Raw genomic sequence first — 21,634 nt, 5'->3', positions numbered from 1 at the left:
CTCGTAGTTCTCTTGTTGTGTGAATAGCGAGCACGCCACTCCCCTTGCACCTGACGGCCGCATGCAATGCGGCCGGGCCGGTCAGCCCCTCAGCACTTGATTCCAACATGCAGGGCGACCACGCCCCCCGTCATGTTGTGATAGTCCACATGTCCGAAACCGCCCTCTTTCATGAGGGTCTTGAGCGACTCCTGGTCCGGATGCATCCGGATGGACTCGGCCAGGTAACGGTAGCTGGCGTCGTCGCCCGCCACCGCCTTGCCCAGGCGCGGCAGCACGTTGAAGGAATACCAGTCGTAGGCCTTGCGCAGCGGCTGGGCCACCTGCGAGAACTCCAGCACCAGCAGCTTGCCGCGCGGACGCAGGACGCGGTTCATCTCCTTGAGCGCCGCGTCCTTGTGCGTCATGTTGCGCAGGCCGAAGGCCACGGTGACGACGTCGAAATGGTTGTCGGGGAAGGGCAGCTTCTCGGCATCGCAGACCGTGGTGGGCAGCACCACGCCGGCATCCAGCAGGCGCTCACGGCCGGTGCGCAGCATGGCCTCGTTGATGTCGGTATGCACCACCTGACCGCTGCGGCCGACCTTCTTGGCGAAGGCCAGCGCGAGGTCGCCCGTGCCGCCCGCGATGTCCAGCACCTTGGAGCCTTCGCGCACATTCGCGACCATCACGGTGTACGCCTTCCATGCCCGGTGCAGGCCCATGGACATGAGGTCGTTCATCAGGTCGTAGCGCGGGGCCACGGAATCGAACACGCCGCGCACGCGGCGCGCCTTGTCGCTTTCGTCGACGGTCTCGAAACCGAAGTGGGTGGAACTCATGGGTCCGATGTTAGGCGGATCGCCCGGCCTTCCGGCCGACGACCCTTGACATGCGGCGGACATTCGCGCAAAGCGCGAAGCGCCCGGCGCTCAGGACGGACTGCAGGTGGAGGGGCCCGACTTGGGCATGGGCGCATCGCGATCGGCACCGGCCTCGACGATGCGACGCTCGTACTCGGCCCAGTGCTCGGCCTGGCGCGCGCCCAGGTCGTACAGCAGGTCCCACGAGTAGATGCCGCTCTCGTGCCCGTCGCTGAAGAGCGGCTGCACGGCATAGTGGCCCACCAGTTGCAGGTCGACGATCTCGACCTCGCGCTTGCCGGTCTGCAGGATCTCCTGGCCCGGCCCGTGGCCCTTCACCTCGGCCGAGGGCGAGTTGATGCGCAGCAATTCGTAGGGGATGCGGAACACCGCGCCATCGGAAAAGCCCACTTCCAGCACGCGCGACTGCGCATGCAGGGTGATGGATTCGGGCGTCGGTGCGCCGGGCGTCAGACCTGCCATGCGGGGAATTTCATGATCAACGGAGGGCGAACTCAGCCACCATGGCCGACTCCGCCGCGGGCAGACGGGCCTGTACGCCCTGCTCGCGCACCATGTCGCGCGCCCGGCGCGCCTCCGCCCAGACGGGCGAGGGGAAGTGGCTGTCCCAGTCGAAGCGGGCGATCACGTGCCAGTGCAGGTGCGGGACCATGTTGCCGAGCGTGGCCACGTTCATCTTGGCGGGCGCCAGCGCATCGCGCAGCGCACGCTCCACCGCCACCACCACGCGCATGCACTCGGCACGCTCGTCGTCCGGCAGGTCGGAGAACTCGGCCACGTGCGCCGTCCACACCACACGGTAGAACGCCGGAAAGCCCGCCTCCTGTGCATGGATCACGCGCCACTGCGCGCCCTGGGCGACCACGCGGCCGCCCGGCTCGTCGCACAGCGGGCAGCCTGCGACCACGCTCACACCAGCACCCGCTCGATCCCGCCCGCGTTGGCGGCCGACACGTACTCGGGCATCCAGTTCTCGCCCAGGATGCGGCGCGCCATCTCGACCACGATGTAGTCGGCTTCGAGCAGGCCGTTGTTCAGGTCATTGCCGTAGCGCGACAGGCCCTGCAGGCAGCTGGGGCAGCTGGTGAGGATCTTCACGTCGCCCTGCGCCGGCAGCGCATGGGTGGCGCGCAGCGCGGCCTCGCCCTTTTTCAGCTCTTCTTCCTTGCGGAAGCGGATCTGCGTGGAGATGTCGGGCCGCGTCACGCCCAGCGTGCCGGATTCGCCGCAGCAGCGGTCGCTCTTGAGCACCTGATCGCCCACCAGCGACTTCACGGTCTTCATCGGGTCCTGCAGCTTCATGGGCGTGTGGCAGGGGTCGTGGTAGAGGTAGGCGGCGGCGTTGGCCTCGAGCTTGATGCCCTTCTCCAGCAGGTATTCGTGGATGTCGATGATCCGGCAGCCGGGGAAGATCTTGTCGAACTGGTAGCCCTGCAGCTGGTCGTAGCAGGTGCCGCAGCTGACCACCACGGTCTTGATGTCCAGGTAGTTGAGCGTGTTGGCGACGCGGTGGAACAGCACCCGGTTGTCGGTGATCATCTGCTCGGCCTTGTCGAACTGGCCCGAGCCGCGCTGCGGATAGCCGCAGCACAGGTAGCCCGGCGGCAGCACCGTCTGCACGCCCGCATGCCACAGCATGGCCTGCGTCGCCAGGCCCACCTGCGAGAACAGCCGCTCCGAGCCGCAGCCCGGGAAGTAGAAGACCGCCTCGGTCTCGGGCGTCGTGGCCTTGGGGTTGCGGATGATCGGGACGTAGTCGGCGTCCTCGATGTCCAGCAGCGCGCGCGCCGTCTTCTTGGGCAGGCCGCCGGGCATCTTCTTGTTGACGAAGTGGATGACCTGCTCCTTGATCGGCGCCGTGCCCAGGCTGGCCGGCGGGTGCGCGGTCTGCTTCTTCGCAGCGGGCCGCAGCAGGTCGTTGGCCAGGCGCTGGGCCTTGAAGCCCACCTCCACCATGCCGGCGCGCATGGCCTTGATGGTCGACGGATTGGTCGCGTTGAGGAAGAACATGGCCGCCGCGTTGCCGGGGCGGAAGCTCTTCTGGCCCATCTTGCGCAGCAGGTTGCGCATGTTCATCGACACGTCGCCGAAGTCGATCTTCACCGGGCAGGGTGTGAGGCACTTGTGGCAGACCGTGCAGTGGTCGGCCACGTCCTCGAACTCCTGCCAGTGCTGGATCGACACGCCGCGGCGCGTCTGCTCCTCGTACAGGAAGGCCTCCACCAGCAGCGAGGTGGCGAGGATCTTGTTGCGCGGGCTGTAGAGCAGGTTGGCGCGCGGCACATGGGTGGCGCACACCGGCTTGCACTTGCCGCAGCGCAGGCAGTCCTTGACCGAGTCGGCGATGGCGCCGATGTCGGACTGCTGCATGATGATCGACTCGTGCCCCATCAGCCCGAAGCTGGGCGTGTAGGCATTGGTCAGGTCGGCATGGCGCGCGTCGGCCGGGGCCGCATCGCCGCGCAGCAGCTTGCCCTTGTTGAAGCGGCCTTCCGGGTCGACCTGCTGCTTGTACTGCGCGAAGGGCGCCAGTTCCTCGTCCGAGAGGAACTCCAGCTTGGTGATGCCGATGCCGTGCTCGCCCGAGATCACGCCGTCCAGGCTGCGCGCAAGCTTCATGATGCGCTCCACGGCCTCGTGCGCCGTCTGCAGCATCTCGTAGTCGTCGCTGTTGACGGGGATGTTGGTGTGCACGTTGCCGTCGCCGGCATGCATGTGCAGCGCCACCCATACGCGGCCCTTGAGCACGCGCTTGTGGATGGCCTCGCACTCGGCCAGGATCGGCGCGAATTCGCTGCCGCCGAAGATCTTGGCCAGCGGGGCGCGGATCTCGGTCTTCCAGCTGGCGCGCAGCGAATGGTCCTGCAGCTGCGGGAACAGCGCGTCGGCATCACCCAGCCAGCTCTGCCAGCGGCCACGCACCTCCCGCACCAGCGCCACGGCCTGCTGCACGCGGCCTTCCAGCAGCTCGGCGGCAGGAATCTCGTGCGCGTCGTCGCTCTTGCCCAGCGGCAGGTTGCCGCGCGAGAGGAAGGCTTCCAGCTCGTGGGTGAGCCGGATCTTGTTGCGCAGCGACAGCTCGATGTTGATGCGCTCGATGCCGTCGGTGTACTCGGCCATCCGCGGCAACGGGATCACCACGTCCTCGTTGATCTTGAAGGCGTTGGTGTGGCGGCTGATGGCGGCGGTGCGCTTGCGGTCCAGCCAGAACTTCTTGCGCGCCTCGGGGCTGATGGCGATGAAGCCTTCGCCCGAGCGCGAATTGGCGATGCGCACCACCTCGCTGGTGACGCGGGCGACGGCGTCGGCATCGTCGCCGCTGATGTCGCCGAACAGCACCATCTTGGGCAGGCCACCGCCGTGCTTCTTGCTCTTGGTGGCGTAGCCCACGGCCTTCAGGTAGCGGTCGTCCAGGTGCTCCAGGCCCGCCAGCAGCACGCCACTGCGCTTCTGCTCCGCGAACATGAAGTCCTTGATCTCTACGATCGAGGGCACCGCATCCTTGGCGTTGCCGAAGAACTCCAGGCAGACGGTGCGGGTGTGCGCCGGCATGCGGTGCACCACCCAGCGGCAGCTGGTGATCAGGCCGTCGCAGCCTTCCTTCTGGATGCCGGGCAGGCCGGCCAGGAACTTGTCGGTGACGTCCTTGCCCAGGCCTTCCTTGCGGAAGGTGCGGCCGGGGATCTCCAGCCGCTCGCTGCGCAGCGGGGTCTTGCCGTCGGCGGCGAAGTACTGCAGCTCGAAGACGGCGCTGTCGACGTCGTGGATCTTGCCCAGGTTGTGGCCCAGGCGCGTGACTTCCAGCCACTCGGCCTGCGGCGTGACCATGCGCCAGGAGGCCAGGTTGTCCAGCGCCGTGCCCCACAGCACGGCCTTCTTGCCGCCGGCGTTCATGGCCACGTTGCCGCCCACGCACGACGCCTCGGCCGACGTTGGGTCGACCGCGAACACGAAGCCCGCCCGCTCGGCCGCATCGGCCACGCGCTGCGTGACCACGCCGGCCTCGGTCCAGATGGTGGGCACCGGGCCGTCCAGGCCCGGCAGGTTCACCATCTCGGCCTCGGTCATGGCTTCGAGCTTCTCGGTGTTGATCACCACGCTCTTCCAGGTCAGCGGAATGGCGCCGCCGGTGTAGCCGGTGCCGCCGCCGCGCGGAATGATGGTGAGCCCGAGCTCGATGCAGGCCGCCACCAGCGCGGCCATCTCGGCCTCGGTGTCGGGCACCAGAACGACGAAGGGATATTCGACCCGCCAGTCGGTGGCGTCGGTCACGTGGGCCACGCGCGAGAGGCCGTCGAACTTGATGTTGTCGCGCGCCGTGCAGCGGCGCAGCACGCGCTGGGCCTTCTGGCGCAGGGCCGCGAGTTCGTCGAAATGGGCAGAGAAGCCGTCGATGGCCTGCTGCACCAGCACCAGCAGCTCGCCCACCAGCGTGTCGCGCTGGGCGTCGTCCTGCGGCGTGCGGCGGCGCTGCACCTCGGCCAGGCGGTGGCGCAAGGCCTCGACCAGCTGGCCGCGGCGGCGCGGGTTGTCCAACAGGTCGTCCACCAGGTAGGGATTGCGCTGCACCACCCAGATGTCGCCCAGCACTTCGTACAGCATGCGGGCGGAGCGGCCCGTGCGGCGCTCGTCGCGCAGGCTCTGCAGCAGCTCCCAGGCCCGGCTGCCGAGCAGCCGGATCACGATCTCGCGATCGGAGAAGCTGGTGTAGTTGTAGGGAATCTCGCGCAGACGCGCCGGCTCGGCGGCCTGCGACAGCAGCGCATTGAGCGCGGTCGGGGCATTCATCGGGGGAAGGCGCCACGGCAGGGCGCCTCGCGCCCTTGAACCGGGGGGCGGATTTTAGTCGGCGAGCCCGGCGCTATCAGGGAGCCGGGTCATCCTGACCGGCGCCTGCGCCGCGCTCCTCGTCGCACAGGGCCTGCGCAAGCGCGGACTCAATGCGCGCCAGGCGCTCCGGCTCCAGCCCCTGCAACTGCGCAAGCGCGATGCGCCGCTCCCTGAGCAGCCACACGAACAACAACTCCAGCCAGGGATAGCGGTAGTCGTACTTGTCGCTGATCTCCCGCCGCCGACGATGGAGCAGTTCCTGCAAGTCCCACAACTCATCGGCCGTGGACAGGGTCGCCGCAGTTTCACGGACCTGCGCGATCAGGTCGGCAAGTTCGGATTGCAGCGCCGCGTCGAAGACGCTCCGCGAGATCTTCTTTTCCGTGGGGGACCAAGAACTGCCGTGCAACATGTGATCACCATAATCGGGTTTGCACCGCGCGCTCAACTCCGTGTGCTCCAGGCGGCGCATCACGCACCGTCGGGGCGTTCATTGGAGAGGGAAGCCATGGCAGGCGCGTCGTGCGGTTGAACCAGGGGCATTGCGGTCGCCGCTCGACCCCGGCGCCCTCGCGAGGCCACCGAGGGTTGGCAGCGCCGGCCGCGCGGCTAGACGGTGATCTCGATCCGATTGCCCTCCGGATCGAGCACGACGCTTTCGTAGTAGCCGTCGCCCGTACGCCTCGGGCCATCGAGCAACGGCGAGCCACGACGCTGTAGCTCCCGGGTCAGCGCGTCGACCCGGGCCTCGCTGCCCACGGCCATGGCCAGATGGGTAAGCCCCATGCGCTGGCTGCCAGGTGCGCACGCAATGGGCGCAAGGGTCGTCGTGGTCATGAACTCGATGCGCGCGCCGTCTTCGAAGACCACGAAGCGGGACGCGAATCCCTTCGTGAGGTTCTGGTACAGCGGCCCAGGCTGTCCGCCGAAGGCCTCCGAATAGAAGGCGCACATGGCGTCCAGGTCGTTTACCCAAAGGGCGACGTGATCGATGCGTGGCATGAGACTGGAGAAGGAAACGACGGTCGCGGGCAGCGGATTTTCAAGCCCTGTCGTCGTCCGCGAACACCGCACCGCGGGTGGCGAGCAGTTCGCGCAGCACCGAGCGATGGCAGCGGCTCTCATGCTCGCAATAGCAGCCCACGGACAGGTTGGCGTCGCGCGACAGGACGGCCAGCAGGTCGAGCGACTGCTGGGCCTCCGGCGTGTTCAGCTCCGCCTTGAATTTGCGCACGAAGGCGGACCATTGCTGCGGCGTCTCGGCCTCGCGCCCCTGCTTCATGGTGTCGGCCGAGGGCGCCAGGACCGGGAACCAGACGTCGTACCAGTTGCCCGACGCAAAGGCCGCCTTGGGCACACCGCGAGGCGGGCGGCGGACGGTTCCGATGCGCGTGCCTTCGTCGGCGGCGCGCGGCGATCCCAACTGAACGACTCGAAGCGGCATGGGCGCTCCCGGCAATGACAAGGGGCGCCATCGTACGGCCACCCGCGGCAGACAGGCTGGACATCAGCCGAAGCTTTGGCAGCGTGGCATGCGGGCCCCGAGAGGCCCGGCGGCTCAAGCCAAGGCAGGCCGCGAAGCCGTGACTAGAACAGCACCCGGCTCTTGATCGTCCCCGGCACCTTGGCCAGCGCCTCGTGCGCCACGTCGGACGAGGCGGCGTCCACATCGGTCACCACGTAGCCCACCTTGTCGTTGGTCTGCAGGTACTGCGCCGCGATGTTGATATGGTGGTCGGCAAAGACCTGGTTCACCGCCGACAGCACGCCCGGCACGTTGCGGTGGATGTGCAGAAGGCGGTGCTTGCCCGGATGCGCCGGCAGCGCCACTTCGGGGAAGTTGACCGAGCGCGTGGTGGTGCCGTTGTCACTGTAGCGCACCAGCTTCTCCGCCACCTCGACGCCGATGTTGGCCTGGGCCTCCATGGTCGAGCCGCCGATGTGCGGCGTGAGGATGACGTTGTCCAGCCCGCGCAGCGGCGACTGGAACTCGTCCTTGTTGCTCTTGGGTTCCTTGGGGAAGACGTCGATGGCGGCACCCAGCAGCCGGCGCTCGCGCAGCGCGGCGGCCAGCGCCTCGATGACCACCACCGTGCCGCGCGAGGCATTGATGAGGATGGCACCCGGCTTCATGGCCGCGAGCTCGGCCTCGCCCATCATCCATTGCGTGGAAGGCAGCTCGGGCACGTGCAGGCTCACGATGTCGGCGTGGCCCAGCAGCTCGTTCAGGCTGCGGGCCTGGCGCGCATTGCCCAGCGGCAGCTTGGCCACCACGTCGTGGAAGACCACGTGCATGCCCAGCGCCTCGGCCAGCACCGACAGCTGGGCGCCGATGGAGCCGTAGCCCACGATGCCCAGCGTCTTGCCGCGGATCTCGAAGGCGTTCTCGGCCGTCTTGAGCCAGCCGCCGCGGTGGGCGGCGGCGTTCTTCTCGGGCACGCCGCGCAGCAGCAGGATGGCCTCGGCCAGCACCAGTTCGGCCACCGAACGGGTGTTGGAATACGGCGCGTTGAACACGGCCACGCCATGCTCGCGCGCCGCGTCCAGGTCGATCTGGTTGGTGCCGATGCAGAAGGCACCGACCGCCACCAGCTTGGGTGCGGCGGCGAACACCTCGGCCGTCAGTTGCGTGCGCGAGCGGATGCCCAGGAAGTGCACGTCCGCCAGCCGGGCCTTGAGCTCCTCGCCTTCCAGGGCGCCCGGCAACGTCTCCACCTGGGTGTAGCCGGAGGCCTGCAGCAGTTCGACCGCGGAAGGATGAATGCCTTCCAGCAACAGGAACTTGATCTTGGCCTTGTCCAGCGAGGTGGTCTTCGTCATGCCCGGCATCAACACGTTTGTCAAAACGGTCGAGTATGGTTCAAGCCTGCTGCACCGCCGCAGCGCGGCCGGCCCGCCCCGGCCGCAAAAAGGGTTTCCCCGCTTGAGCATGGACCGCCTGCCATGCGACAACCCGCCGTCACGCTGTCACAGAACAGCCATAGTCTCTTCACTTTTGTCATTCGCATCCAGGAGTCTTCATGCGATTCACGCAACTTGCTGCAGCCGCCACCGTGGCCGTCATGGCCGCCGTCCCGGCGCACGCACAGACCGAGATCCAGTGGTGGCACGCCATGAGCGGCCCGCTGGGCGAGTGGGTCAACGACCTCGCCAAGCAGTACAACGAAAGTCAGAAGGAATACAAGGTCGTGCCCACCTTCAAGGGCACCTATGACGAGTCGATGACGGCTGCCATTGCCGCCTTCCGCTCGGGCAATGCGCCGCACATCCTGCAGGTGTTCGAAGTGGGCACCGCCACGATGATGGCCTCCAAGGCCGCGATCAAGCCGGTGGCCGAGGTGATGAAGGAAAGCGGCGTGAGCTTCGACCCCAAGGCCTACATCCCCGCCGTGGCCGGCTACTACACGGCCCCCAACGGCCAGATGCTGAGCCTGCCCTTCAACAGCTCGACGACGATCTTCTACTACAACAAGGACGCCTTCAAGGCGGCCGGCCTCGACCCCGAGAAGGCGCCCAAGACCTGGCCCGAGGTCGTCGCCGCCGCCGCCAAGCTCAAGGCCAGCGGCCACAAGTGCCCCTTCACCACCAGCTGGATCAGCTGGACGCAGCTGGAGAGTTTCTCGACCTGGCACAACACGCTGTTCGCGACGCGCAACAACGGCTTCGGCGGCACCGATGCGCGCCTGGCCTTCAATTCGCCGCTGCACGTGCGCCACTTCGAGAACCTGGCCAACATGGCGAAGCAGGGCCTGTTCGTCTACAAGGGCCGCGGCAACGTGCCGGACGCCGCCTTCCCGGCGGGTGAATGCGCCATGATGACCGGCTCGTCGGGCCTGTACGCCCGCGTGGCCAAGGACGCCAAGTTCGCCTACGGCCTGTCCACCCTGCCCTACTACCCCGACGTCGAAGGTTCGCCGCAGAACACCGTGATCGGCGGCGCCAGCCTGTGGGTCATGGCCGGCAAGAAGCCCGCTGAATACAAGGGCGTGGCGGACTTCTTCAAGTTCCTGTCCAACGCCGACGTGCAATCGGCCAGCCACAAGCGCACCGGCTACCTGCCGATCACCCTGGCCGCCTATGAGCTGACCGAGAAGTCGGGCTTCTACAAGGAAAAGCCGGGCACCGACGTGGCCGTGACGCAGATGATCCGCAAGACCACCGACAAGTCGCGCGGCATCCGCCTGGGCAACTTCGTGCAGATCCGTACCATCATCGACGAGGAAACCGAGCAGATCTGGTCGGGCAAGAAGAGCGCCAAGGAAGCCCTGGACGCCGCGGTGCAACGCGGCAACGAGCAACTGGAGCGCTTCCAGAAGGCGAACCGGGGCTGATGCCCACCGCGCGGTTCGCGGCGCGCCAGCGGCCCTCGCCTGCCCACCCTGCCAGGTGGGCATTCAAGCTGCCGGCAAGCTGACGTCGCAGTAGACTCGCACGCCCGCGCTGACGCCAGCCGGGCGTTTTCGTTTCAGAGCCCCATGGAAAAACGCGTCCTCTTCCGATCCTCCTGGCTGCCCTGGGTGCTCATCGCGCCGCAGATGGCGGTGATCCTGGTCTTCTTCTTCTGGCCCGCCAGCCAGGCCGTGCTGCAGTCGATGCAGAGCGAGGACGCCTTCGGCACGTCGACCGTGTTCGTGGGGCTGGAGAACTTCCAGCACCTCTTCCAGGACCCTGCCTACATCGAGTCCTTCAAGGTCACCGCCATCTTCTCGGTGCTGGTGGCCGGCTGCGGCATCGCGCTGTCGCTGGTGCTGGCCATCTTTGCCGACCGCATCCTGCGCGGGGCGCTGGCGTACAAGACCTTCCTGATCATTCCCTATGCCGTGGCACCGGCCATTGCGGGCGTGCTGTGGGTGTTCATGTTCTCGCCCTCCATCGGCGTGGTGGCCTACGGCCTGCGCAAGATGGGCTACGACTGGAACCATCTGATCAATTCCAACCAGGCGCTGACGCTGATCGTGGTGGCGGCGGTGTGGAAGCAGATCTCCTACAACTTCCTGTTCTTCCTGGCCGGGCTGCAGTCGATCCCCAAGGCGCTGATCGAGGCGGCTTCCATCGACGGCGCCGGGCCGCTGCGGCGCTTCTGGACCATCCAGTTCCCGCTGCTGTCGCCCACCACCTTCTTCCTCCTGGTGATCAACGTGGTGTATGCCTTCTTCGACACCTTCGCGCTGGTGCATGCCACCACCGAGGGCGGCCCGGGGCGAGACACGGCCATCCTGGTCTACAAGGTCTGGCACGACGGCTTCCGCGCGCTGGACCTCGGCGGCTCGGCCGCGCAGTCGGTGGTGCTGATGCTGATCGTGGTCGCGTTGACGGTGGTGCAGTTCCGCTACGTCGAGAAAAAAGTCCAGTACTGATCGAGTCACCCCATGGTTGAACGACGCCCCGGCCTGACGGTCCTTTCGCACGTGGTGCTCCTGCTGGGCATCCTGATCATCGCCTTCCCGATCTACCTGGCCTTCGTGGCCTCGACGCACACGCGCGACGAGATCGTTCAGGTGCCCATGCCACTCACGCCTGGCAAGCACCTGGTGGAGAACTACACCGCCGCCCTCACCGGCACCGCCGAGACGCAGGGCTCCAAGGCGGCCGTGGGCCGCATGATGTGGGTCAGCCTGGTGACGGCGCTGGTGATCGCGATCGGCAAGATCGCCATCTCGCTGCTGTCGGCCTTTGCCATCGTGTACTTCCGCTTCCCGTTCAAGAAGCTCGTCTTCTGGATGATCTTCGTGACGCTGATGCTGCCGGTGGAGGTTCGCATCCTGCCCACCTACAAGGTCCTGTCGGACCTCCACATGCTCAACACCTATGCGGGCCTGACGGTGCCGCTGATCGCCTCGGCCACGGCCACCTTCCTGTTCCGGCAGTTCTTCCTGTCGGTGCCGGACGAGTTGGTCGAGGCGGCGCGCATCGATGGCGCGGGGCCCATGCGCTTCTTCAAGGACGTGCTGGTGCCGCTGTCGCAGACCTCGATCGCGGCGCTGTTCGTCATCCAGTTCATCTACGGCTGGAACCAGTACCTCTGGCCGCTGCTGGCGACGACCACCGAGGACATGTATCCGGTGGTGATCGGCATCAAGCGGATGATCGCCAGCGGCGATGCGGCCAACGACTGGAACATCATCATGGCGACGGCCATCCTGGCGCTGCTGCCGCCGGCCGTGGTGGTGGTCCTGATGCAGAAGTGGTTCGTCAAGGGCCTCGTCGACACAGAAAAATGACCACCCCGTTTCTTGCTCACTTCGTGTAGCCGAATCCCCCCTCAAGGGGGCGACACCAGCGGCCCGGCAAAGCCGGTTCCGCGGTGTCTCCCGCATGAAATCGCGCGCCCATTTAGTCGCAACCTATTTCCAGCTCACCTATGTCCGGTATTTCCCTTCGCAACGTCATCAAGCGCTACGGCAAGGGCGCCAAGGCCAACCAGGTCATCCATGGCGTTTCGGCCGATATCCGGGATGGCGAGTTCGTCGTCATCGTGGGGCCGTCGGGCTGCGGCAAGTCGACGCTGCTGCGCATGGTGGCGGGGCTGGAGGAAATCTCCGCCGGCGAGATCGCCATCGGCGGGCGGGTGGTCAACGACGTGGAGCCGGCTAAGCGGGACATCGCGATGGTGTTCCAGAACTACGCGCTCTACCCACACATGACCAACTTCGACAACATGGCCTATGGATTGCGCATCCAGGGCGTGCCGAAGGACGAGATCAAGACCCGGGTGGACAAGGCGGCCAAGATCCTCGAACTGGGCCATCTGCTGGAGCGCAAGCCGCGCGAGCTGTCGGGCGGCCAGCGCCAGCGCGTAGCCATGGGCCGCGCCATCGTGCGCCAGCCGCAGGTCTTCCTGTTCGACGAGCCGCTGTCGAACCTGGACGCCAAGCTGCGCGCCCAGACCCGGCTGGAGATCCAGAAGCTGCACCGCGAGCTGGGCATCACCTCGCTCTTCGTCACGCACGACCAGGTCGAGGCCATGACGCTGGCCCAGCGCATCATCGTGATGAACGGCGGCGTGATGGACCAGTTCGCCACGCCCGAGGAGGTCTACCACCGCCCCGCCACCACCTTCGTGGCCAGCTTCATCGGCTCGCCACCCATGAACCTGCTGAAGAACGCGCCGGGCGTGCCGAGCGGCAAGATCCTCGGCATCCGCCCCGAGCACATCGCGCCGCACGATTCGGGCTGGACCGTGAACGTCGAACAGGTCGAGCTGCTGGGCGCCGAGCGGCTGGTCTATGGCCGCATCGGCGACGAGCAGATCGTGATGCGCACCGATGCCGACAAGCCGGCGCCCAAGGTCGGCGACACGCTGCGGCTGGGCGCCAGCGAAGAGCGGCTGCACTGGTTCGACGCCGGATCGGGCAAGCGCCTGGAGTCCTGAATGGCCCCCTGGCCCTATCCCCGCTGGATTGCCCACCGCGGCGCCGGCAAGCTCGCGCCGGAGAACACGCTGGCCGCCTTCCGCCTCGGCGCGGAATACGGCTACCGCATGTTCGAGTGCGATGCCAAGCTCAGCCAGGATGGTGTGGTCTTCCTGATGCACGACGCCACGCTGGCGCGCACCACCGGCATGCCCGGCATCGGCGGCGACCAGCCGTGGGCCGCGCTGTCTCAGCTCGACGCGGGCGGCTGGCATTCGCGGCGCTACGCCGGCGAGCCGCTGCCCACGCTGGCCGCGCTGGCGCGCTTCTGCCTGGCGAACGGCCATCTGCTCAACATCGAGATCAAGCCCACGCCCGGTACCGACGCCCAGACCGGTGCCGCCGTCGCGCGCGAGGCCGCGCGGCTGTGGACGGATGCGGCCGTGCCGCCACTGCTCAGCTCCTTCCGCCCCGATGCGCTCGCGGCTGCACGCGATGCGGCTCCCACCCTGCCTCGGGCCCTGCTGCTCGACGCCATGCGCGGCGACTGGCTGGACATCGCCCGCCAGCTCGGCTGCGTGGCCATCGTCTGCAACCATGCGCTGTGGGACGCGCAGACCGTGGCCGACGCCCGCGCTGCCGGCTTCCGGCAGCTGAGCTACACGGTGAACGACGAATGGGCGGCGCAGCGGCTCGTCGATCTGGGCACCGACGGCATCATCACGGACCGGGTCGACCTGTTCTCGCCGGCGGCCTGATCGTCTGGCGCCCATGCGCGCTTGAAGGGTTTGGGCCTCGGGGGCTATCGCATGCGATGCCCACGCTGCCAGCGCCGGCCGACAGGCCCGGCAGACCGCGCTGCCTATGATCCAGCGGATGCGCCCGACTCCGCGTCTTCTCTGCCTCTTCGCCCTCTGGCTGGCCTTGTGGACGGGCCTGCCCCACCTGCCCACGGCCTGGGCCCAGCCCGCCTCCGGCGCCTCGACCCCGGCCACGCAGGCCGATGCACCGGCCGACATCGCCACGCTGCGATCCCAGCTCACGGCCCTGCCCAAATCGGCCGAGACGAGCGACGAGGCCCGCCTGCTGGTGCGCCAGGTCGATGCCATCGGCACGGCGGCGCAGAAGCTGATCGACCTGCGCACGGGCCAGCTCAACGACCTGAATGCCCGCCTGGGCGAGCTCGGACCGGCACCGGCAGCCGGAACCACCGAAGACCCCGACATCACGCGCCAGCGCGCCACGCTCACCCGCGAGCGCAATGGCGTCGATGCCGACATCCGCCTGGCGCGGCTGGTGGTGGTCGATGCCCAGCAGCGCGCGACCGAACTGCTGAACAAGCGCCGCCAGGATTTCGAGGCGCGCCTGACCGAACGCACGGCCTCGCCGCTGTCGCCGGTCTTCTGGCGTGGCATCGCCGACGCTTGGCCCGACGACCGGGACCGGCTGCAGCCTCTGCTGGACGAACTTCGCGCCGCCGCCTCCGCCGCCCTGTCGCCCGCGAACCGCGCCGTCGTGCTGAGCGCGCTGCTACTGGTGCTGGGGCTGATCACGCTGGGCAACATGCTGGCCGAGCGCGGCCTGGTGGCGCTGGCGCAGCGCATCCTTCCCGGCGGACGCCTACGGCGATCATTGCTGGTGATCGCCGTGGTCTTCGTGAACATGTTGCTGGTGGCGCTGGCGCTGCACGGCTTTCGCGGACTGCTGGAAGACCGGCAGTTGCTGGGCGAGGCGGCGCGGGAGCTGGTCAAGGAGCTGATCGGCGTCGCGCTGTTCATGACCTTCGTGCTCAGCCTGGGCCGCGCCCTGCTGGCCAATGCGCGGCGTTCCTGGCGCCTGCCGCCCATCGCGGACGCCATGGCGCTGCGGCTGCGGCCCTTTCCGCTGCTGGTCGCCATCGTCGGCGCGCTGGTGTGGATCCCGGCGCAGGTGAATGCGCTGGTCGAAGCCAGCTATGCGGCCCTGCAGGCGACCCAGGCGGCCACGGCCGCCGCCCTGACGCTGCTGGTGGCGCTGCTGATGTTCCGGCTGCGTCCGGCGGCCACGGGCGGTGGCGGCGAGGCGCAGGTCGGCTCCGGGACCGACGCCAGCGGCAGTGCGGATGCCGGCGATGGCCCCGTGCCCCCCCAGACGATCCGCCCCGTGTGGGTGGGCCTGCTGCGCGGGCTCGTCGGCGTGGTGCTGCTGGCCGTCGTGGCGCTGCTCGTCAGCGGCTACGTGGCGCTGGCCAGCCTGGTGGCCAGCCAGCTGATCTGGACCGGCATCGTGGGCTGTGCCTTCTACGTGCTGTTCAAGTTCGTCGACGACCTGTGCATGGCGCTGCTCGCGGCGCGCAGCGCCACCGGGCAACGGCTGGCGGCCAGCTTCGGCCTGCAGCCCACCCGGCTCGACCAGGCCGCGGTGCTGCTGTCTGGCGTGCTTCGGCTCGCGCTTTTCTTCTATCTCGTCATCACGCTGATGGCGCCGCTGGGCACAGGCCCGGAAGAGGTGGTGCAGCGCTCTGGCCAGTTCGGCAGCGGCCTGCAGGTGGGCGAATTCCAGTTCGTGCCCGCGGCCCTGTTCAGCGCCCTGGCGGTGTTGGTGGCGGGCTTCATCGCCCTGCGAGTGCTGCGCGTCTGGCTGGACACGCGCTACTTCCCGGCCTCGGGCCTGGAGCCCGGCATGCGCAGCTCGCTCACCACGCTGCTGGGCTATGCGGGCGGCGTGCTGGTGGTGGCGATGGCGCTGTCGGCGCTGGGCATCGGCATCAACCGCATCGCCTGGATCGCCAGTGCGCTGTCGGTGGGCATCGGCTTCGGCCTGCAGGCCATCGTGCAGAACTTCATCTCGGGACTGATCCTGCTGGCCGAGCGGCCGGTGAAGGTGGGCGACTGGGTGGTGCTGGGCACCACCGAGGGCGACGTGCGGCGCATCAACGTGCGCGCCACCGAGATCCAACTGGCCGACCGCTCCACGGTGATCGTGCCCAACTCGGAGTTCATCACCAAGACCGTGCGCAACATGACGCTGGCCAATGCCGAGGGCCGCGTGCTGATCCGCCTGCCGATGCCGCTGGCCAGCGATGCACGCCATGTGCGCGAGCTGATGCTGGCGGCCTGTGCGGCGCATCCGTCCATCCTGCCGACGCCGGCACCGTCGGTGTCGCTCGAAGGCATCGAGAACGGCATGCTGATCTTCCAGGCCATCGCCTACGTCAACAGCCCGCGCGTGGCCGGCGGGGTGAAGAGCGACCTGCTCTTCACCATGCTGGAGGACTTCAAGCACGCGGGCCTGCCGCTGGTCACGCCGGTGGTAGCGGCAATGCCGCCGGCGCCCGCGCCGCTGGCCTGAGCGGCAGAAGACTGCCGGTAAGGACCGGAACCAGCCGCCAGTCGCCGTCGATTGCGCGGGTGCTCGGCAGGCACGGAGGCTCCGCGGGCACCGCTCACTCGGGCCGGTAATCCATCATCCGGATCGTGTCACCGAAGCGCTGCCAGTCCGACTTGACCAGCTGCGCGAATTCGGCCGGCGGCGCGCCACCGGGTGCAAAGCCGACGTTGAGGTACAGGTCGCGCATCTGCGGCGCGGCGATGGCGCGGGCGATCTCCTGCTGGAGGTGTACGACCGCGTCGGAAGGCGTGCCGCGGGGCGCGAAGACGCCGATCCAGCCATCCATCTCCACGGAGGGATGGCCCAGTTCCCGGATGGTGGGCACCTCAGGAAAGGCCGGCAGGCGCTTGGGCCCCAGATAGGCCATGGCCTTGAGGCGCCCGGCCTTGATCAGTTGCCCCACCGAGCCGGCCGCCGGGCCCCAGCCCAACGCAACCTGTCCCCCGGCGATGTCGCGCACCTGATCGCCCGAGGCCTTGTAGTGCACGGCCACCATGTCCACGCCCAGCGACTGGGCCAGCAGCACGCCGCCGAAATGCGAGATGGTGCCGGGGCTGTAGGTGCCGTAGCTCACGCTGCCCCTGGGCTGGGCCTGCAACCATTTGGCCAGACCCGCGAAGTCGTTGGCTGGCATCGACGGGCCGGTCAGCAGCAGCAGACTCCCGCGGCCCATGTCCGTCACCGGCACCAGATCGGTGAGCGTGTTGTACGGCCAGCTCGGATAGGCCTGCGGATTGATGACCACGCCGGCCTGGACCGTCACCAGCAGCGTGTTGCCGTCCGCCGGGCTGCTGGCGACCACCTGTCCGCCGATGCGGCCCTGGGCGCCGGCGCGGTTCTCGACCAGAACCGGGCGTCCCAGGCTCTGGCCCAGGCGGTCGGCCAGAGGCCGCAGCAGCGCGTCCATGCCGCCGCCGGGCTGGTCGGTGGTGACGATGCGCAGGGGCGTCTGCGCCCGCGACGGCAGGTGCGCGAAGGCAGGCAGGGCCGCCAGGCCGGCGGCAAGCAGTTCTCGGCGTTGCATGGGTCTCTCCTCTGGTTGTGTCGTTCGGTGTTGTCGATGCGGGGAAAAGCGCTATTGCCGGGCCATCTCCACCAGTGCCAGCAATTCAGGATCGAGGCGCTGCAGCGGATCGAGCTGGTACTCGACGCGGAAAAGCCGTGCCCCCTGAAGCACAAAGGGTGCCTCGTAGTGCGATACCGGGCTGCCACGGTCCAGCCCGATGTCCAGGCCCGAGAAGGACACCTGGCTGTTGAAGCCCAGCATGCGCGTGTCCAGCCGGCCCACCGGCTCGCCGTCCATGAGCAGCGTGGCGGTGCGGGTGGAGGGCATGATGGTCATGCCGATCACCGGCAGCCGCACCCGTACCCAGGACCCGAGCCGCATCTGCAGGCCCAGCACATGGTGGCCAGGCGTGAAGGGGCGCTCCGAGACGATGAGGTGGTGGCGCCCGCCGACGTTCATGTCGTGCACCAGGTGGCCGTTCTTGAGGTACAGGCTGTAGCCGCAGGTGGCGTCGCCATGGGCCACCAGTACGCCCAGGGCATCGGCGCGGTCGATGCGCACGTAGGCTTCGATGCGGTAGTCGCGACTGCGCACGTCGGGCGCCACGTCGTTGGGCAGGTGGCCCATGCCGGCATGCAGCACGAACTGCGTGCGCGGGCCGTGCACGCGCCGGCCGTTCTCGGCGAAGCGCGGCGCGAAGCGGTCGTCCAGCGGCAGCACCTGGTTGGCCTCGGCCTCGCGCCACCACAGGGTCTTGAGTGCTTCCAGCCGCTCGGGATGCACGGCGGCCAGGTCGCGCGTCTCCGAAAAGTCCTCGTCGAGGTGGTAGAGCTCCCACACGTCGGCCTCGAAGGGCGTGTTGACCGCATGCCAGGCCACGGCCTTCCAGCCCTCGTGCCACAGGCCGCGGTGGCCGAACATCTCGAAGTACTGCGGCCCGCGCTGCCAGGCCGCGGCGGGGTCACGCAGGCAGGCGGCGAAGCTCTGGCCGGTCATGGGCTGCGCGGCGACGCCCTCCACCTGCGTGGGCGGCGCCAGCTTCAGAAGGTCGAGCACCGTGGGTGCCAGATCGCTCACATGGCAGAAGCCCTTCCACAGCGCCCCGTCGCTGGCGATGCCGCGCGGCCAGGAGACGACCAGCGGATCGCGGATGCCACCGCCATGCGTGTTCTGCTTGTAGCGCTTGAGCGGCGTGTTGGCCGTCATGGCCCAGCCGTAAGGGAAGTTGCTGTGGGTGTCGGGCCCCCCGATGTCGTCGATGCGGGCGAGCTTGGTCTGCAGCGTCTCCTGCAGCAGGTTGAAGGGGCCCATGGCATTGACCATGCCGAGCGGGCCGCCCTCCTGGCTGGCGCCGTTGTCGGAGAGCACGAGGATCAGCGTGTCATCGCGCAGGCCCGCTTCCTCCAGGAAGGCGACGAGCCGCCCCAGATGCCGGTCGGCATGGTCGAGCATGGCGGCATAGGCGGCCTGCAGGCGGGTGAACAGGCGCTGCTGCTCGGGCGGAAGGTCGTCCCATGCCTCCACGCCGGGGTTTCGCTCGGGCAGTTGCGTGCCGGGCGGCACGACGCCCATGGCGATCTGGCGCGCCAGGCGGCGGGCGCGCTCCTCGTCCCAGCCGTGGGCGAAGCGCTGGTCATAGTGCGCGATGAGTTCGGCCGGCGCTTGATGCGGCGCGTGGCAGGCACCGAGCGCCAGAAAGGTGAACCAGGGCTGGCGCGGCCGGTCGGCCTGGTGGTCCGCGATCATGCGGATGGCCTGGGTCACCAGGTCCTCGGTCAGGTGATAGCCGGTCTCGTAGGTGCCGGGCGCGGCGATCAACGTGTTGTCCTGGACCAGCTCGGGGCTGTACTGGTCGGTCTCGGCATCGAGGAAGCCATAGAAGCGGTCGAAGCCGCGGCGCAGCGGCCAGCCGTCGTAGGGGCCGCCGGGGCCGGTCTCGCTGACGGGCGTGACATGCCACTTGCCGACCATGTAGTTGTTGTAGCCGTGTGGACGCAGCATCTCGGCCAGCGTGGGCGCGTCGCGCGCGATCTTGCCGCGGTAGCCGGGGTAGCCCGAGTCGAAGTTGGCCAGGCAGCCCATGCCCACCGCATGGTGGTTGCGCCCCGTGAGCAGCGAGGCGCGCGTGGTCGAGCACATGGCCGTGGTGTGGAAGCCGGTGCAGCGCACGCCCTGCCGTGCCAGCGCGTCGATGGTGGGCGTGGCGATGTCGGAGCCGTAGCAGCCGAAGTCGGAGAAACCGACGTCGTCGAACAGCACCACCAGCACGTTGGGCGTGCCGGGCTTGGGACGGGCGGGCTCGGGCCACCAGGGGCGGGATTCGGCCAGGGTTCGGCCGGCGTGGCCCTGGTAGGCGGGGGCTTCGGGCGGTTGGGCGGCGGGCATGGGCGGACTCCTGGGTCGTCGGTGCCTGAGCGGGCGGGCGATGGGCGGCTGGTGGCAGTCTGGGGCGGGACGGACTACGCGAGCGAGAGGGCAGCCGATTCGGTCACCGATGCGGTCGCTGCAGCCGGCGCGGTGCGTCCGCGGATCAGGTCGACCGCCTTCTCCGCCAGCATGTAGGTCGGCGCGTTGGTGTTGCCGCCGATCAGCCGCGGCATGACCGACGCGTCGACCACTCGCACTCCGTCCAGGCCGTGCACGCGAAGTTCAGGATCAGTGACGGCCTGCGCGTCCTGCCCCATGCGGCAGGTGCCGACGGGGTGGTAGATGGTGTCGGCGGTGGCACGGATGTAGGCCTCCACGCCCATGCGGTCGGCCGGGTCGGGCTCGGCGCGGCCGGGAATGCCGCGCACGTCGGCGAAGGCCGGCGCGGCGAGGATGCGGCGGCAGATGCGGTAGGCCTCGACCATGGCCGCCATGTCCTGCGGATTGGAGAGGAAGGCCGGGTCGATGCGCGGCGCCGCATGCGGGTCGGCACTGTGCAGGCCCACCGTGCCACGCGACGCCGGCCTCAGCACGCAGGCATGCAGGCCGTAACCATGGCCGGGCATCTGGCGACGGCCATGGTCCTGCACCTGGGCACGCGAGAAATGCAGACCGATGTCGGGCCGGGGCAGCCCGGGCCGGCTGCACAGGAAGGCGCCGGCCTCGTTGAAGTTGGTGCTGAAGCAGCCTTCGCGCTGGCGGCGCCAGCGGCCCCAGTGCTGGAACAGCGACACCAGGCCCTGCGGCGTGCGGCCGAAGAGTTCCAGGTCGAACCAGCGCCGCGACAGCACGCAGTCCAGATGGTCCTGCAGGTTGCGGCCCACGCCCGGCAGCGCGTGCCGCACCGCGATGCCCTGCGCCTGCAGTGCCTCGGCCGGCCCGATGCCCGAGAGCATCAGCAGTTGCGGACTGCCGAAGGCACCGGCGCACAGCAGGGTCTCGGCGCGGGCCGTCAGGCTGCGGCGCTGGCCGCCGACCGACACGTCCACGCCGTTCACGCGTCGCCCTTCCATGCGCAGGCCCAGGGCGTGGGCGCCGGTGATCACGCGCAGGTTCGGGCGGTTGCGCGCCGGTGCCAGGTAGGCGCGCTGCGCATTCCAGCGCTCGCCGCCGTTCTGCGTGACCTGGAACCAGCCCACGCCCTCCTGCTGCGCGCCGTTGAAGTCCGGGTTGAGCACGTAGCCGCACTGCACCCCCGCCTCCAGGAAGCGCTCGTTGAAGGCGGCCGGCGAACGGATGTTGGAGACCTTCACCGGCCCATCCGTCGCATGCAGGGCGGAGGCCGGCAGCGACGTGTTGCCCTCGCCGCGCAGGAAGTACGGCAATACATCCTGCCAGCCCCAGCCGGTACAGCCGAGCGCGGCCCATTCGTCGTAGTCGGAGGGATGGCCGCGCACGTAGATCATGGCGTTGATCGACGAGCTGCCGCCCAGCACCCTGCCGCGCGGCTGGTAGCCGCGACGGCCGCCCAGACCGGGCTGCGGCTCGGTCTCGAAGGCCCAGTTCATGCGTCGCGTGGGCACGGTGCCGATCAGCCCATGGGCACGGTCACCCAGCCGCTAGCATCGCTGCCGCCGCTTTCGAGCAGGGCGACGGTGACGCGCGGATCCTCGCTCAGCCGGCCCGCCAGCGTGCAGCCGGCGGTGCCGCCGCCGACGATGACGTAGTCGAAGTGCTCTTCCTGGTGGTTGTTCTGGGGCATGGCGCGTCTCCTGAACGCTGGGGAGGAATCGGGAGTCGGGGCGCTGGCCGGCCGCCGCACGTTGCGCGGCGACCTCGCGCGTGCG

The 21,634-nt window shown here is 68.6% G+C and carries 16 protein-coding genes and 1 pseudogene; 6 read left to right on the top strand and 11 right to left on the bottom strand.

All coding sequences use genetic code 11. From position 1 onward, the window contains the following. Positions 1-89: 89 nt before the first annotated feature. The 8 genes from ubiE to serA form a co-directional block, all read right to left on the bottom strand. Positions 90-821 carry a bifunctional demethylmenaquinone methyltransferase/2-methoxy-6-polyprenyl-1,4-benzoquinol methylase UbiE gene (gene ubiE / locus ABIC63_RS26640; protein ID WP_017761574.1) on the bottom strand — a complete coding sequence of 244 codons (732 nt, stop codon included), beginning with the start codon at positions 819-821 and terminating at the stop codon, positions 90-92. 90 nt (positions 822-911) lie between these two features. Further along, entirely contained in the window at positions 912-1,325 is a 414-nt protein-coding gene (locus ABIC63_RS26635; RefSeq protein ID WP_114802832.1) for a gamma-butyrobetaine hydroxylase family protein, read from the bottom strand. Positions 1,326-1,341: 16 nt separating this feature from the next. Next, complete coding sequence (locus ABIC63_RS26630; protein ID WP_354321971.1) at positions 1,342-1,776, bottom strand: HIT family protein; 435 nt, start codon at positions 1,774-1,776, stop codon at positions 1,342-1,344. Further along, positions 1,773-5,651 (bottom strand): DUF3683 domain-containing protein, encoded by a 3,879-nt coding sequence (locus tag ABIC63_RS26625; protein WP_354321970.1) that lies wholly within the window; start codon positions 5,649-5,651, stop codon positions 1,773-1,775. Before ABIC63_RS26625 ends, ABIC63_RS26630 begins: the two co-directional genes overlap by 4 nt. A gap of 76 nt (positions 5,652-5,727) precedes the next feature. Next, entirely contained in the window at positions 5,728-6,105 is a 378-nt protein-coding gene (frp, locus tag ABIC63_RS26620; RefSeq protein WP_354321969.1) for a fluorescence recovery protein, read from the bottom strand. Between the two features lie 197 nt (positions 6,106-6,302). Continuing rightward, positions 6,303-6,695 carry a VOC family protein gene (locus ABIC63_RS26615; RefSeq protein WP_354321968.1) on the bottom strand — a complete coding sequence of 131 codons (393 nt, stop codon included), beginning with the start codon at positions 6,693-6,695 and terminating at the stop codon, positions 6,303-6,305. A 40-nt stretch (positions 6,696-6,735) separates the two neighbouring features. Beyond that, a complete protein-coding gene (locus ABIC63_RS26610; RefSeq protein WP_294376923.1) occupies positions 6,736-7,137 on the bottom strand; it encodes a DUF488 domain-containing protein in 402 nt (133 codons plus the stop codon). A gap of 143 nt (positions 7,138-7,280) precedes the next feature. Continuing rightward, on the bottom strand, positions 7,281-8,513 hold the full coding sequence (gene serA / locus ABIC63_RS26605; protein WP_354321967.1) for a phosphoglycerate dehydrogenase: 1,233 nt from the start codon (positions 8,511-8,513) through the stop codon (positions 7,281-7,283). A 200-nt stretch (positions 8,514-8,713) separates the two neighbouring features. On the opposite strand from serA, the gene ugpB reads away from it, so the two are divergent. From ugpB to ABIC63_RS26575, 6 genes are all read left to right on the top strand, one after another. Beyond that, complete coding sequence (gene ugpB / locus ABIC63_RS26600) at positions 8,714-10,024, top strand: sn-glycerol-3-phosphate ABC transporter substrate-binding protein UgpB (RefSeq protein ID WP_354321966.1); 1,311 nt, start codon at positions 8,714-8,716, stop codon at positions 10,022-10,024. 144 nt (positions 10,025-10,168) lie between these two features. Further along, a complete protein-coding gene (gene ugpA, locus ABIC63_RS26595) occupies positions 10,169-11,050 on the top strand; it encodes a sn-glycerol-3-phosphate ABC transporter permease UgpA (RefSeq protein ID WP_294376932.1) in 882 nt (293 codons plus the stop codon). Between the two features lie 12 nt (positions 11,051-11,062). Next, on the top strand, positions 11,063-11,914 hold the full coding sequence (ugpE, locus tag ABIC63_RS26590; RefSeq protein ID WP_354321965.1) for a sn-glycerol-3-phosphate ABC transporter permease UgpE: 852 nt from the start codon (positions 11,063-11,065) through the stop codon (positions 11,912-11,914). A 140-nt stretch (positions 11,915-12,054) separates the two neighbouring features. Then, complete coding sequence (locus tag ABIC63_RS26585) at positions 12,055-13,065, top strand: sn-glycerol-3-phosphate import ATP-binding protein UgpC (protein ID WP_294376936.1); 1,011 nt, start codon at positions 12,055-12,057, stop codon at positions 13,063-13,065. Then, entirely contained in the window at positions 13,066-13,803 is a 738-nt protein-coding gene (gene ugpQ / locus ABIC63_RS26580; protein WP_354321964.1) for a glycerophosphodiester phosphodiesterase, read from the top strand. A gap of 118 nt (positions 13,804-13,921) precedes the next feature. After that, positions 13,922-16,375, top strand: a complete 2,454-nt coding sequence (locus ABIC63_RS26575; protein WP_354321963.1) for a DUF3772 domain-containing protein — start codon at positions 13,922-13,924, stop codon at positions 16,373-16,375. Positions 16,376-16,469: 94 nt separating this feature from the next. Here ABIC63_RS26575 and ABIC63_RS26570 read toward each other — a convergent pair whose 3' ends face one another. The 3 genes and pseudogenes from ABIC63_RS26570 to ABIC63_RS26560 form a co-directional block, all read right to left on the bottom strand. Further along, entirely contained in the window at positions 16,470-17,438 is a 969-nt protein-coding gene (locus ABIC63_RS26570; RefSeq protein ID WP_354321962.1) for a Bug family tripartite tricarboxylate transporter substrate binding protein, read from the bottom strand. A gap of 51 nt (positions 17,439-17,489) precedes the next feature. Further along, positions 17,490-19,805 (bottom strand): arylsulfatase, encoded by a 2,316-nt coding sequence (locus tag ABIC63_RS26565; RefSeq protein ID WP_354321961.1) that lies wholly within the window; start codon positions 19,803-19,805, stop codon positions 17,490-17,492. Positions 19,806-19,879: 74 nt separating this feature from the next. Beyond that, positions 19,880-21,549: pseudogene (locus ABIC63_RS26560) on the bottom strand (GMC family oxidoreductase). Positions 21,550-21,634: the final 85 nt, after the last annotated feature.

The sequence above is a fragment of the Pseudacidovorax sp. 1753 genome, from assembly GCF_040544975.1.
In the GTDB taxonomy this organism is placed as follows: Bacteria; Pseudomonadota; Gammaproteobacteria; order Burkholderiales; family Burkholderiaceae_C; genus Xenophilus.
The sequence above is the reverse complement of the archived record's forward strand: the minus strand, read 5'-3'. Positions and strand labels throughout refer to the sequence as shown.